The following is a 12,249-nucleotide window of genomic DNA, read 5'->3' as shown; positions in this document are numbered from 1 at the left end:
GCTCCCGGGGGTCGAAAGGAGTGACCTGCGATGACGACGCCCGCGAACAACGGCCCGCACGGTGGGGCGAACAAGCCCGAGGACGACGATCCGTTCGGCTACCTCTACGAGGACGGCCAGGCGGCCGGAGCCACACCGCCAGGTCAGGGCGGCGCATACGGCTACCCGGGGCCCGCGGCAGGCGGTCATTCCGGCGCGCAGCCCGGCGTTCCCCGCACCTCCCACCACCAGGTGCGGACGGTCGGCGAGCGCCGCAACGGCGGCCAGCGCGGTCAGGTCCCCGCGCAGCAGCCGCCCTACCAGGCCCAGTACCAGGCTCCGGAGGCGCTCCAGGCGGGCGGCTACGGGGTTCCGCAGCAGCCGCAGGCCCCGCAGCACCAGACCCAGGCGATCTCGCACTCCGGCGGTCACGGCGGCGCCGGCGGCGGCTCCAGCCGTCGCGGTCTGCTGATCGCCGCCGTCGCGGTGGTCGGCGCGGTCGTGATCGGCATCGGCGCGGCCCTGGCCTTCGGTGACAAGGACAAGGACAAGAAGGACCAGGACCAGGCGAACGGCGGCCAGCAGTCGGCGGCCCCGCAGAACCCCTCGGCCGCGCCCCCGAGCGGCTCTCCCGCGCCCTCCCAGGCCCCGCTGCCCAAGGGCGAGGCGGCCGGCGCGGGCATGTCCATCACGGGCGGTGCGGCCCTGGAAACCACGATTCCGGGGGCGAAGAGCTCGGGCGGCCAGTACGTCGGCGGGTTCAACCGGCCCGGCGCGGCCGTGACGTGGACCCTGGACGTCCCCAAGGCCGGGAAGTACAGGTTCTACGTGCGCTTCGGCATCCCGGGTGAGGACGCCAACGGCACCCTCACCGTCAACGGCAAGGCGAACGAGTCGCCGATCAGCATGCGCAACTTCGCCAAGTCGCCCAAGGGCGACTGGGAGAAGGGCTGGCAGACGACCTGGGGCCAGGTGAACCTCGACAAGGGCACCAACACGATCAAGCTGTCGTGCGAGACCGGCAACAGCTGCAACGTCAACATCGACCAGCTGTGGCTGGAGAACTTCTAGGACACCCCGGGCCTCAGCCGGCCGTCGTGACCTTCACCGACCCCCGTACCTCCTCGTAGGTGCGGGGGTCGAACTCTCCCGCCACCGGGGCGAGGACGGTGGCCGCCGAGAGGGCGACCGCGCGGGTGAGCCGCTCCTGCCAGTCTGCCCCCTCCACCAGGGCCGACAGCAGGCCGGCGACCGCGGAGTCGCCCGCTCCGGTGGGGTTGCCGGCCAGGGCGCGCGGCGGGGCGGCCCGCCAGCTGCCTTCGGCGGTGGCGGCCAGCAGGCCGTCCGGGCCCAGCGAGGTGACCACGGCGTGGGCGCCCCGGCGGCGGGCGTCGCGGGTGGCGGGCAGCGGGTCGCGGGACCCGGTGAGCTCGGCCAGCTCGGCGGCGTTCGGCTTGATGATCTCGGGCCGGGCGGCGACCCCGCGGCGCAGGGCCTCGCCGCTGGTGTCGAGGAGGACGGGGACCCCGGCCGCGCGGGCCGCCCGTACGAGGACCGCGTACGCGCCGACGGGCACCCCCGGCGGGAGGCTGCCGCACAGGGCCACGGCGCTCGCTCCGCGGACCAGGTCCCCGTACTGCGCGAGGAACCGGGACCATTCGGCGGACGTGATCAGCGGCCCCGGTTCGTTGAACTGGGTGGTGTCGCCGGAGGCTTCGTCGACCACGGCCAGGGTGCGGCGGCTGCCGTCCGCGCAGGGCACGAGGGCGTCCACCACCTGCGGGGTGTGCGCGAGCAGTTCGTGGACGACGGAGCCGACGGGGCCGCCCGTAAAGCCGGTCGCCGTCACCTCGTGGCCGAGTGCGGCCAGGACGCGGGCGACGTTGATTCCCTTGCCGCCGGGGCGTTCGGTGACGGCGGCGACCCGGTGCGAGGCGTGCGGGAGCAGCCTCGGCACGCGGTACGTGACGTCGAGTGCGGTGTTGAGCGTCACGGTCAGGATCATGGGCACCCCCGGGTCTGTTGCTGCCGGGATCATGCCAAACCCGAGGCGGTCGGCCCAGTCCTCGGGCCGACCGCCTTGGTCCTTACAGCCGCTTGGCCGTCAGATCGCCGCCGCCGCGAGGGGGCTGACGACCCATTCGCCGCGCCGCATGACGCCCTTGACGTCGAAGGCGGCGTCCAGGACGACGAGGTCCGCGTACTTGCCGGGCTCCAGCGAACCGATCTCGTCGTACAGGCCGAGGAGCTTGGCCGGGTTGGCGGAGATCGCCTGGACCACGGACTCCACCGGCAGCTTGTCGAGGGTCACCGAGCGCTTGAAGGCGGTGTCCAGGGTCAGGGTGGAGCCGGCGATGGAGCCGCCCTCCACGAGCCGGGCCACGCCCTTCTTGACCTCGACCTCCAGCGGGCCGAGGTGGTAGGTCCCGTCGCCGAAGCCGGCGGCGTCCATCGCGTCGGTGATCAGCGCCACGCGGTGCGCGCCCGCGTGGTGGAAGGCCAGTTCCAGGGCCGCCGGGTGCAGGTGGGTGCCGTCGTTGATGAGCTCGACGGTGATCCGCTCGTCCTCCAGCAGCGCGGCGATCGGGCCGGGCTCGCGGTGCGCGAGGGGCGGCATCGCGTTGAAGAGGTGGGTGGCCACGGTCGCGCCCGCGTCGATGGCGGCGCGCGTCTGCTCGTACGTGGCGTCCGTGTGCCCGATCGCGGCGATCACCCCGTGCTCGGCGAGCAGCCGTACGGAGTCCAGGCCGCCCGGGAGTTCGGTGGCGAGGGTGAACATGCGGGCCGTGCCGTGCGCGGCGTCGATCAGCTTGCGGATCTCGGCCGGGTCGGGGTCGCGGAGCAGGTCCTCCTTGTGCGCGCCCTTGCGGCAGGGGTTGATGAACGGCCCCTCGAAGTGGATGCCGGCGATCTCCCCCTGCCGGGTGAGCTCGGCGAGCAGTCCGGCGCGGCGGGCCAGTTCGTCCAGGTCGCCGGTGACGGTGGAGGCGATCAGCGTGGTGGTGCCGTGCTCGCGGTGGGTGCGGACGCCCTTCAGGACGTCCTCGGCGGTGCCGGAGGTGAAGGAGGCGCCGCCGCCGCCGTGGTTGTGCATGTCGACGAAGCCGGGGACGATCCAGTGCCCGGACAGGTCGACGGTCCGCGAGCCCTCGTGGGCGCTGCCGGCGATGCGGTCGCCGTCGACGATGACCCGGCCGTTGGCCACGGTTCCGGTGGGCAGCACCACCCTGGCGCCGGAGAGAACAGTGCTGCGCGCGCTTCCGGACATCAGGCAGGTACCTCCGTGGCGAGTAGGTCCCAGGCGAGCAGCCCTGCGCCCAGGCATCCGGCGGTGTCCCCGAGGGCCGCCGGGACGATGTGGGGGAGCCGCTGGAACGTCACGCGCTCCTCCACGGCCGTCCGTAGTGGTGTGAACAAGGTTTCCCCCGCCTCGGCGAGCCCGCCACCGATGATCAGCGTGCGCGGGTCCAGCAGGGTGATCGCGGTGACCAGCCCGTCGGCGAGGGCGCCGACGGCGGCCAGCCAGACCTCCCGGGCGCGCGCGTCGCCGGCTTCGACGGCCTTGGCGCAGTCCGCGGCGTCGGCCCCGGGGTCGCCGCAGGCGGTCGCCCAGGCGCGGCTGACGGCGGCGGCCGAGGCGAGGGTCTCCAGGCAGCCGTGCTGGCCGCAGCCGCAGGCGGGGCCGCCGGGGCGCACCACGATGTGCCCGATCTCGCCCGCGTAGCCGTGGGCGCCGGCCTCGATGCGGCCGGCGATGCCGATGGCTCCGGCGATGCCGGTGCCGAGGGGGACGAAGAGGAAGCGGTCCGCGCCGCGGCCGGCGCCGATGCGGCCCTCGGCGAGTCCGCCCGTGCGCACGTCGTGGCCGAGGGCCACCGGGATGCCGCCGAGTCTGGCGCTGAGCAGGGCGCGCATCGGTACGTCGCGCCAGCCCAGGTTCGCCGCGTAGACGGCGATCCCGTGCTCGGCGTCGACGATGCCGGGGACGGCGACCCCGGCGGCGGAGGCGGTCCGTCCGAAGCGTTCGCGGCCGGTGTCGAGCAGCTCGGCGGCGAAGTCCTGGATCGTCTCGACGACGGCGTCGGGGCCCCGCTCGCGGCCGGTGGCGCGGCGCGCTTCGTGGAGCAGGGTGCCGTCGTCGGCGACGAGGGCGGCCTTCATCCCGGTGCCGCCCACATCGAGGGCGATGACGTGTTTCACGGGTTTCACAGAGACAGTCTCGCGTGCTCGGCGTGGAAAGGTCTAGTCCATTGAGGGGGATTGTTGAGTGGCCATACAAAATCCGGGGCCCGGCCGGGATCCCGATGTGGACGAGCCGCCAAAGTGGTGTAGACCTTACGTGGATCGTACGTACAACAAGGGGTGGATCGAGAACTGTGAAGGGCCGTTACCTGAGCCTGGCCGCGTCCGGCGCCGCGCTGTGCCTGACTGCCGTGACGCTGACGGGCTGCGGAGCCCTCGGCGGGCTCACCGGAGACAACGAGGTGACCCTGCGGGTCGTGGCGGCCGACTACGGGGACAATCCGCAGAACTCCTCCGCCGGGTACTGGAAGGGCCTCGCCGACGGCTTCGAGAAGGCCAACCCGGGGACCAAGGTCGAGGTCTCCGTCTACTCGTGGTCCGAGGTCGACGCCAAGGTCGCCGACATGGTCAAGGCCGGCAAGGCCCCCGACATCGCCCAGATCGGCGCCTACGCCGACTACGCGGCCGCCGGCAAGCTGTACTCGGCGGCGGAACTGCTCTCCGTGAAGACCGAGGCCGACTTCCTCGGCCCCCTCGCGGAGGCGGGCAAGGTCAAGCAGGTCCAGTACGGCCTGCCCTTCGTCTCCAGCACCCGACTGCTCTTCTACAACGAGAAGCTGCTGGCCGACGCGGGCGTGATCGGCAAGGACGCCAAGGCCGGCTGGCAGCCGAAGAGCTGGACGGACCTGGAGGCGGCGGCCAAGAAGCTCAAGGGCGCGGGCGTGCCCACCCCCTTCGCGCTGCCGCTGGGCCGCGAGGAGGCGCAGGCCGAGACGATGATGTGGATGCTCTCGGGCGGCGGCGGCTACACCGACAACGAGGAGTCCTACTCGATCGACTCCCCCGACAACGTCAAGGCGCTGGAGTTCCTGCGGGACAAGATGGTCGGCCAGGGGCTGACCGGTCCCGTCGAGCCGGGCAAGCTGGACCGGCAGGCCGCCTTCGACGCCTTCACCAAGGGCGAGGTCGGCATGCTCAACGGGCACCCGTCGCTGATGAAGCAGGCCGAGGCCAAGGGCGTGAAGTTCGGCATGGTCCCGCTGCCGACGGCCACCGGGTCCGCGGAGCCGGCCATGGGCGTCGCCGACTGGGTCATGGCCTTCAAGAACGGCCACCGCGCGCAGTCCGGGAAGTTCCTGGACTACCTGTACGAGCCGAAGAACGTGACGACCTTCACGGACATGTACGACCTGCTCCCGGCCACCACCAGCGGCTACCTGGCCAAGCAGGGCGCCACGGGCGGCTCGGCGCCGCAGCTGAAGCCCTTCCTGACGGCACTGCCCGGCTCGCGGCTGTACCCGGTCGGCAAGAAGTCCTGGGCGGGCGTCAGCGAGGACATCAAGCAGAACATCGGCAAGACCGTCCAGCCCGGCGGGCAGCCGGCGAAGGTGCTGGAGGAGATCGCCACGGCGGCGCGGGCGTCGGACCCGCGCTGATCGGTGGCGGCACGCCGGGTGTCAGACGGCGGCGTTAATCTGGCGGTATGACGGACGAGGGGCAGCTGACGGCCACGGAGGCCGCGGTGCTCGCGTACGAGGGACGCACCTGGCCCGGGCCCGGAGCCAAGGAACGGGCCATACGGGAAGGGCTGGGGATGACCCCCGTCCGCTACTACCAGCTGCTCAACGCGCTGATGGACGACCCGCGGGCACTGGCCCACGCACCGGGCACGGTCAACCGGCTCCGCCGGATCCGCGAGGCCCAGCGAGCCCGGCGCTAGGCCCCGGGCTCCGCCGGATCAGCGAGGCCCCAGCGGGCCCGGCGCTAGGTCCCGCGGCGGGCCGGGCTCCAGGCTCCGCGGCGGGCCGGGCTCCAGGCTCCGCGGCGGGCCGGGCGACGGCACCCGCGACAGGCCCGTCGCCAGGCCTGGTGACGGCCCCGCGACCGGCCCGCCGCCAGGCCGGGCGCCAGGCCCGGTGACGAGCCCCGCCCGTGCCGTAGCCGTCGCCGCGCTGGGCCGTTAGGGTCGTGCGTATGGGGAGCCATCCGCACGACCTGCCGATGCCCGTCACCGCAGCCGGACGCGAGGGACTCGAAGCCCTGCTCCGCGCACCCCGCCGGTCCGTGGTCGCCCTGGACTTCGACGGCACCCTCGCCGACATCGTCCCGGACCCGGACCAGGCCAGAGCCCACCCCGGAGCCGTCCCGGCCCTCTCCGCGCTCGCCCCCGAGGTCGCCTCGGTGGCCGTGATCACCGGCCGGCCGGCGGGCGTAGCCGTCCGCTACGGGGGCTTCGCGGGGGTCCCCGGACTGGAACACCTCGTCGTCCTCGGCCACTACGGGGCGGAGCGCTGGGACGCCGTCACCGGCATCGTGCACGCCCCGGCCGAGCACCCCGGGGTGGCGGCGGTACGGGCCGAGCTGCCGGGGTTCCTGGACTCGATCGGGGCCTGGCAGGGCACCTGGATCGAGGAGAAGGGCCGGGCGCTGGCCGTGCACACCCGGCGGGCCGCGGACCCGGCGGCGGCCTTCGCGGCCCTGCGCGAACCCCTGGCCGAGCTGGCGGCGCGGCACGGGCTGATGGTGGAGCCGGGCCGCGCGGTCCTGGAGCTCCGCCCCCCGGGCATGGACAAGGGCGTCGCCCTGACGGAGTTCCTCGCGGAGCGGGACGCGGAGGCGGTGCTCTACGCGGGCGACGACCTGGGTGACCTGGCCGCGTACTCGGCCGTCGAAAAACGCCGCGCCGACGGGCTCCCGGGCCTTCTGCTGTGCAGCGGCTCGGCCGAGGTCCCCGAGCTGGCCGCCCGGGCCGACATCGTCCTGGCCGGCCCGGGCGAGGTCGTCACCTTCCTGGCCACCCTGGCCAAGGCCGTCCGAGCCTGACGCGCGCTGTCGCCCGCCCCGCCGTTGCCGGGGGCGGAGCCCCAGCAGCGGCGCGGAGCCGAGTCTCACGGCAACAAGTCGGCCAGTTGGGCGGAGAACCAGGCGGCCGGCGGCAGAGCAGTGGCGGCGGCGGCCAGACGCTTCGTGCGCTCCGCACGCTCGGCGTCCGGCATGGTCAGCGCCGCGTGCAACGCCTCCGCCGTCGCCGACACGTCGTACGGGTTCACCGTCAGCGCGTCCGCCCGGAGCTCCTCGTACGCCCCCGCCCCGGTGGACAGCACCAGCGCGCACCCCGCCTCCGACACCACCGGGATCTCCTTCGCCACCAGGTTCATGCCGTCCCGCACAGGGTTCACCAGCGCCACGTCCGCCATCCGGTACACCGCCAGCGACCGCGCGAAGTCGTCCTGGACCGACACCAGCACCGGCTGCCAGTCCGCCGTGCCGAACTCCTCGTTGATCTCCGCCGCCAGCTCCCGCACCGACTCCGTGTACGCCCGGTACACCGCAAGGTCCTGCCGCGACGGGTACGCCGAGGCCAGGTGGACGACCCGGCCCCGCCACTCGGGGTGGACCGTCAGCAGCTCCCGGTACGCCAGCAGCCCCCGCAGGATGTTCTTCGACAGCTCGGTCCGGTCCACCCGGGCGATCGTCTTGAGGCCGCCGACCTCCGCCCGCAGCTGCGCCAGCTTCTCGTCCACCTCCGGCCGGTGCGCCAGCGCCCGCAGTTCGTCCGCGTCCACCCCGAGCGGGTACGCGGTCACCTCGGTGAACTGCCGCTTCGCGTAGCCGCGCCCGTCCGGGTTCGCCCGGCGGTGCCACACCCCGCGCTCCGGGGTCCCGGCCGGGAAGTAGGCCTCCGCGATGCCGTCCAGGTCGTCCCTGCTCGCCCCGCTGGCGAAGTTGGCCGCCCACCTCGCCGTGTGGAAGCCCAGCCGGTCCGCCCCGAGCATCCCCCACACCAGCCGGCTGCGGATGTCGTCCGGGAGCATGTCCATGAACTCGTGCGAGGCCCACGGCGTGTGCGTGAAGTGCCCGATCCGCAGGTCCGGCCGCAGCTCCCGCAACTGCCCGGGGACCAGCGCCAGGTGGTAGTCCTGCACGAGGACGCGGGCCCCTTCCGCCGCCTCCTGGGCGAGGGCGCGCGCGAAGGCCTCGTTGTACGCGACGTACGCCTCCCACCGCCGCCGGAACTCCGCGTCGAAGACCGGCTCGCGCGGCACGTCGTACAGGTGGTGGTGCGTGAACCACAGCACGGAGTTGGCGATGCCGTTGTAGGCCGCGTCGTACACCGTGGGATCGATGTCCAGCATCCGGACGCCCGGCTCGGCCACCCCCCGGCGGACCGCCTCCCGGTCCGCCTCCGACAGTGCCGCGCAGATCCACAGCGCCCCCGGCTGCTCCGCGAGGGCGGCGGACAGCCCGGAGACGAGTCCACCCCCGCCGCGCCGGGCGCTGAGGTCGCCTTCGGCATCGATCGCGTACGAGAGGGGGCCGCGGTTGGCGGCTACGAGTACCTGAGAAGCCATGCGGCGAACCTAGCCCGGCCCGCACTCGCTCAAACTTTCCAGGCCGACGTCACGCCACGCGGCGCAGCGCGTACTCCTTGATGTCGAGCATCGGCGGCCGCTCCTCGGTGTCCACCGCGTACGTCCGCGGTACGAAGCCCTCCGGCCCCCGCTCGAACTGCGTGAGCTCCGGCCGTACGAGGTGCCCGCGCGACAGCCGCAGCAGGGCGGTGCGGTAGATCGCGGCGGCCATCCGGCCCAGCGCCTGCCCGTCCTGGTGGCGGTGGACGCGTACGCCCACGTCGACCTGGGCGAGCGCGTTCAGCCCGACCGTGTGCAGCGCGTCGACCAGCAGGCCCAGCTCGACGCCGTACCCGACGGGGAACGGCAGCCGTTCCAGCAGGGAGCGGCGTACGGCGTACTCGCCGCCCAGCGGCTGGACGAAGCCGGCCAGCTGGGGCCAGTGCAGGTTGAGGAGGGGGCGGGCCACCAGTTCCGTGACCCGGCCGCCCTGGCCGGGGGCGTCACCGAGCGGGCGGTCGTACATGGCCTTGACGAACTGCACGTCCGGTTCGGTCAGCAGCGGTCCCACGATCCCCGAGACGAAGGCGGAGGAGAAGTCCCGCAGGTCGGCGTCGACGAAGCAGACGATGTCCCCGCTGGTGGCCAGCAGCGAGCGCCACAGCACCTCGCCCTTGCCGGGCAGCGCCGGGAGCCTCGGCAGGATCTCGTCGCGGTGCACCACCCGGGCGCCGGCCTTCGCCGCGACCTCCGCCGTACGATCGGTCGAGCCCGAGTCGATGACGATCAGCTCGTCCACCAGGGGGAACGGCAGTCCCTCGATCAGCTCGCGCCGGATGACCTCGACGATCGCGCCGACCGTCGCCTCCTCGTCCAGCGCGGGCAGCACCACGCTGACCGTGGTCCCGGCCGCCCGTTTCCGGTCGAGCAGCTGGTCGAGCGGTCGGTCGGCGGCTGACCAGGAGCGGTCTGCCAGCCAGCGCTCCACCTCTTCCAGCACCCTCAGCACTCCCTGCGTGTCGGCGTTATCGGCCGTTATGTGATCCATCTCGCGGTTCGGACGGCTGTCTCAACCGCCCGGCCCTTCGGTTACAGTCTTGAACAACGCGAAGGACCACCGCATGCCGGGGGTCCCCGCGTACAAACGCACCGGCGCGCCACAGAGCGCGTGTGCCGGTGCCATACCGCTCATCCAGAGGGGCAGAGGGACACGGCCCGTTGAAGCCCCGGCAACCCTCCAGTCGGTTCTCGCGATCGCATGTCAGCGACGTCAGTGAGGTCCCCGGCTAGGGAAGGTGCCAATTCCGTCTCATGGCGAAGTGCGCCATGGGGAAGATGAGGAGAAAGGGCCTCGCCATCATGGCTGCACAGACTGTCGCCACCTCTGTCGATCTCGGACCTGCCAACGGTCTTTCCTGTCGCGAGTGCGGTACCCGCTTCGAGCTCGGCCCCATCTTCGCGTGCGCCGAGTGCTTCGGACCTCTGGAAGTCGCCTACGACCTCCCGACCGGTGACCCCGCGGCGCTGCGCGCCGCGATCGAGGCCGGCCCGAACAACATCTGGCGTTACGCGCCGCTGCTGCCCGTCCCCGCGGACGTGGCCTCCAAGCCGAGCCTGAACCCGGGCTTCACCAAGCTCGTGGACGCCGCCAACCTGGCCAAGGAGCTGGGCGTCACCGGCAAGCTCTACGTCAAGGACGACTCCGGCAACCCGACGCACTCCTTCAAGGACCGCGTCGTGGCCATCGCCGTCGAGGCCGCCCGCGCCTTCGGCTTCACCACGCTCTCCTGCTCCTCCACCGGCAACCTGGCCGGCGCCGTCGGCGCCGCGGCCGCCCGGGCGGGCTTCCGCTCCTGCGTGTTCATCCCGCACGACCTGGAGCAGGGCAAGGTCGTCATGGCCGGTGTGTACGGCGGCGACCTGGTCGGCATCGAGGGCAACTACGACGACGTCAACCGCTTCTGCTCCGAGCTCATCGGCGACCCGCTGGGCGAGGGCTGGGGCTTCGTCAACGTCAACCTGCGCCCGTACTACGGAGAGGGTTCCAAGACCCTCGCCTACGAGATCTGCGAGCAGCTCGGCTGGCAGCTGCCGGACCAGCTCGTGATCCCGATCGCTTCCGGCTCGCAGCTGACGAAGATCGACAAGGGTCTGCAGGAGCTGATCAAGCTCGGCCTCGTCGAGGACAAGCCGTACAAGATCTTCGGCGCCCAGGCCGAGGGCTGCTCCCCGGTGTCGACCGCCTTCAAGGCCGGTCACGACGTGGTCCGCCCGCAGAAGCCGAACACCATCGCCAAGTCGCTGGCGATCGGCAACCCGGCGGACGGCCCGTACGTCCTGGACATCGCGCGGCGCACCGGCGGTTACGTCGAGGACGTGAACGACGAGCAGGTCGTCGAGGCCATCAGGATCCTCGCGCAGACCGAGGGCATCTTCGCCGAGACCGCGGGCGGCGTGACCGTCGGCGTGACGAAGAAGCTGATCGAGAACGGGCAGCTCGACCCGACGCTGACCACCGTCGTCCTCAACACCGGCGACGGCCTGAAGACCCTGGAGGCGGTGGCCGCGGAGAGCGGGCAGACCGCCACCATCCGCCCGAGCCTGGACGCGTTCCGCGCCGCCGGCCTGGCCTGATCCCTCCTCGTACCCGGAAAGGCAGTAGCGCCATGAGCGTCAACGTCCGCATCCCCACCATCCTGCGCACCTACACCGGCGGTCAGGCCGAGGTGCCCGCCGAGGGCGCGACCCTCGCCGAGGTCATCCAGTCCCTGGAGGCGAGCCACCCGGGCATCGCCGCGCGCGTCCTGGACGACCAGGGCAAGCTGCGCCGCTTCGTGAACGTCTACGTCAATGACGACGACGTGCGTTTCGAGGGCGGGCTGGAGGCGAAGACGCCGGACGGCGCCGGCGTCTCGATCATTCCGGCCGTCGCGGGCGGTTGCTGATCCTCTCGGCCCCTTTGTCGCCGGGTAGGTGACACGCGCAAACCGAAATTGCCCCCTCCGCTAAAAGCGGAGGGGGCAATTCTGCTTGATTGGGCGCGGTAGAGTTGGGGAAGTCCCCTCCGCCGGACTTGCCCGCTGCATATGAACGGGTCGCGTGAGGGTCGACATCGGGTCAATGTGCAAGCGCGGTATGGGGCATTGGCGAGATATGTCAGGCCCGAGTTGCCCTGGAGTATGGCAAATTTTCACTCTATTTCAATGTTTCCCGGTGTCCAGAATTCTCGTCGGATTGACCTGTTGCAGACAGCACTCGCGCAGATACATTCAGCCTCGGTCGACGCGTTCCGACGCAAGTTCTGACCCGGGAACGCGAAGTGCGTTCCCGCGCAAGGGCCAGTAATAGGGGAGTTAGGCATGGCTCAGGGCACCGTCAAGTGGTTCAACGCGGAGAAGGGCTACGGCTTCATCGCGGTCGACGGTGGTGCGGATGTGTTCGTCCACTACAGCGCCATCCAGATGGACGGGTACCGCACCCTTGAAGAGGGTCAGCGGGTCGAGTTCGAGATCTCGCAGGGCCAGAAGGGTCCGCAGGCGGACATGGTCAAGCTCGCGCTCGGCTGAGTCCCGGAGCGATCGACCACCGACGCACGGTGTTCAACGAAGACCTGCACGACCTTACGAGGGGCCCACATCCCGGACACGGGATGCGGGCCCCTCGTACGTGCGCCCGC

At 72.0% G+C, this 12,249-nt stretch carries 12 protein-coding genes and 1 riboswitch; of the genes, 7 read left to right on the top strand and 5 right to left on the bottom strand.

Annotation, left to right across the window (positions count from 1 at the left end; genetic code table 11):
- Nucleotides 1-30: 30 nt before the first annotated feature.
- Nucleotides 31-1,050 carry a CBM35 domain-containing protein gene (locus AB0D29_RS34070; RefSeq protein ID WP_362859578.1) on the top strand — a complete coding sequence of 340 codons (1,020 nt, stop codon included), beginning with the start codon at nucleotides 31-33 and terminating at the stop codon, nucleotides 1,048-1,050.
- A gap of 13 nt (nucleotides 1,051-1,063) precedes the next feature.
- On the opposite strand, the gene AB0D29_RS34065 is transcribed toward AB0D29_RS34070, so the two are convergent.
- The 3 genes from AB0D29_RS34065 to AB0D29_RS34055 all read right to left on the bottom strand — a co-directional run bounded on the left by AB0D29_RS34065 (nucleotide 1,064) and on the right by AB0D29_RS34055 (nucleotide 4,179).
- Complete coding sequence (locus tag AB0D29_RS34065) at nucleotides 1,064-1,984, bottom strand: 1-phosphofructokinase family hexose kinase (RefSeq protein WP_362859576.1); 921 nt, start codon at nucleotides 1,982-1,984, stop codon at nucleotides 1,064-1,066.
- Nucleotides 1,985-2,083: 99 nt separating this feature from the next.
- Complete coding sequence (gene nagA, locus AB0D29_RS34060; RefSeq protein WP_362859574.1) at nucleotides 2,084-3,247, bottom strand: N-acetylglucosamine-6-phosphate deacetylase; 1,164 nt, start codon at nucleotides 3,245-3,247, stop codon at nucleotides 2,084-2,086.
- Nucleotides 3,247-4,179, bottom strand: a complete 933-nt coding sequence (locus AB0D29_RS34055; RefSeq protein WP_362859610.1) for an ROK family protein — start codon at nucleotides 4,177-4,179, stop codon at nucleotides 3,247-3,249. Before AB0D29_RS34055 ends, nagA begins: the two co-directional genes overlap by 1 nt.
- Before the next feature lie 176 nt (nucleotides 4,180-4,355).
- Here AB0D29_RS34055 and AB0D29_RS34050 point away from each other — a divergent pair, with 176 nt between their 5' ends.
- From AB0D29_RS34050 to otsB, 3 genes are all read left to right on the top strand, one after another.
- Complete coding sequence (locus tag AB0D29_RS34050) at nucleotides 4,356-5,657, top strand: extracellular solute-binding protein (RefSeq protein WP_362859573.1); 1,302 nt, start codon at nucleotides 4,356-4,358, stop codon at nucleotides 5,655-5,657.
- A gap of 47 nt (nucleotides 5,658-5,704) precedes the next feature.
- Nucleotides 5,705-5,941 (top strand): DUF3263 domain-containing protein, encoded by a 237-nt coding sequence (locus AB0D29_RS34045; protein ID WP_030031449.1) that lies wholly within the window; start codon nucleotides 5,705-5,707, stop codon nucleotides 5,939-5,941.
- A gap of 254 nt (nucleotides 5,942-6,195) precedes the next feature.
- Nucleotides 6,196-7,044, top strand: coding sequence for a trehalose-phosphatase (gene otsB, locus AB0D29_RS34040; protein WP_362859571.1), 849 nt, complete (start codon nucleotides 6,196-6,198; stop codon nucleotides 7,042-7,044).
- Between the two features lie 65 nt (nucleotides 7,045-7,109).
- Here the strand turns inward: otsB and AB0D29_RS34035 are convergent, their stop codons facing one another.
- Nucleotides 7,110-8,573, bottom strand: a complete 1,464-nt coding sequence (locus AB0D29_RS34035; protein WP_362859570.1) for a trehalose-6-phosphate synthase — start codon at nucleotides 8,571-8,573, stop codon at nucleotides 7,110-7,112.
- A gap of 49 nt (nucleotides 8,574-8,622) precedes the next feature.
- On the bottom strand, nucleotides 8,623-9,573 hold the full coding sequence (locus AB0D29_RS34030) for a glucosyl-3-phosphoglycerate synthase (RefSeq protein ID WP_362859569.1): 951 nt from the start codon (nucleotides 9,571-9,573) through the stop codon (nucleotides 8,623-8,625).
- A gap of 185 nt (nucleotides 9,574-9,758) precedes the next feature.
- Nucleotides 9,759-9,915, top strand: a riboswitch (SAM riboswitch).
- A 17-nt stretch (nucleotides 9,916-9,932) separates the two neighbouring features.
- Between AB0D29_RS34030 and thrC the strand changes: the two genes are divergently transcribed.
- The 3 genes from thrC to AB0D29_RS34015 all read left to right on the top strand — a co-directional run bounded on the left by thrC (nucleotide 9,933) and on the right by AB0D29_RS34015 (nucleotide 12,139).
- Nucleotides 9,933-11,207: a threonine synthase gene (thrC, locus tag AB0D29_RS34025; protein ID WP_362859567.1), complete on the top strand. Its 1,275-nt coding sequence runs from the start codon at nucleotides 9,933-9,935 to the stop codon at nucleotides 11,205-11,207.
- Between the two features lie 32 nt (nucleotides 11,208-11,239).
- A complete protein-coding gene (locus tag AB0D29_RS34020) occupies nucleotides 11,240-11,518 on the top strand; it encodes a MoaD/ThiS family protein (RefSeq protein WP_030718872.1) in 279 nt (92 codons plus the stop codon).
- A gap of 414 nt (nucleotides 11,519-11,932) precedes the next feature.
- The gene (locus AB0D29_RS34015; protein ID WP_030009783.1) at nucleotides 11,933-12,139 is read left to right on the top strand and encodes a cold-shock protein; all 207 of its coding nucleotides are present in this window, start codon (nucleotides 11,933-11,935) and stop codon (nucleotides 12,137-12,139) included.
- Nucleotides 12,140-12,249 lie beyond the last annotated feature (110 nt).

This window comes from Streptomyces sp. NPDC048424, assembly GCF_040651555.1.
GTDB lineage: Bacteria > Actinomycetota > Actinomycetes > Streptomycetales > Streptomycetaceae > Streptomyces.
The sequence above is the reverse complement of the archived record's forward strand: the minus strand, read 5'-3'. Positions and strand labels throughout refer to the sequence as shown.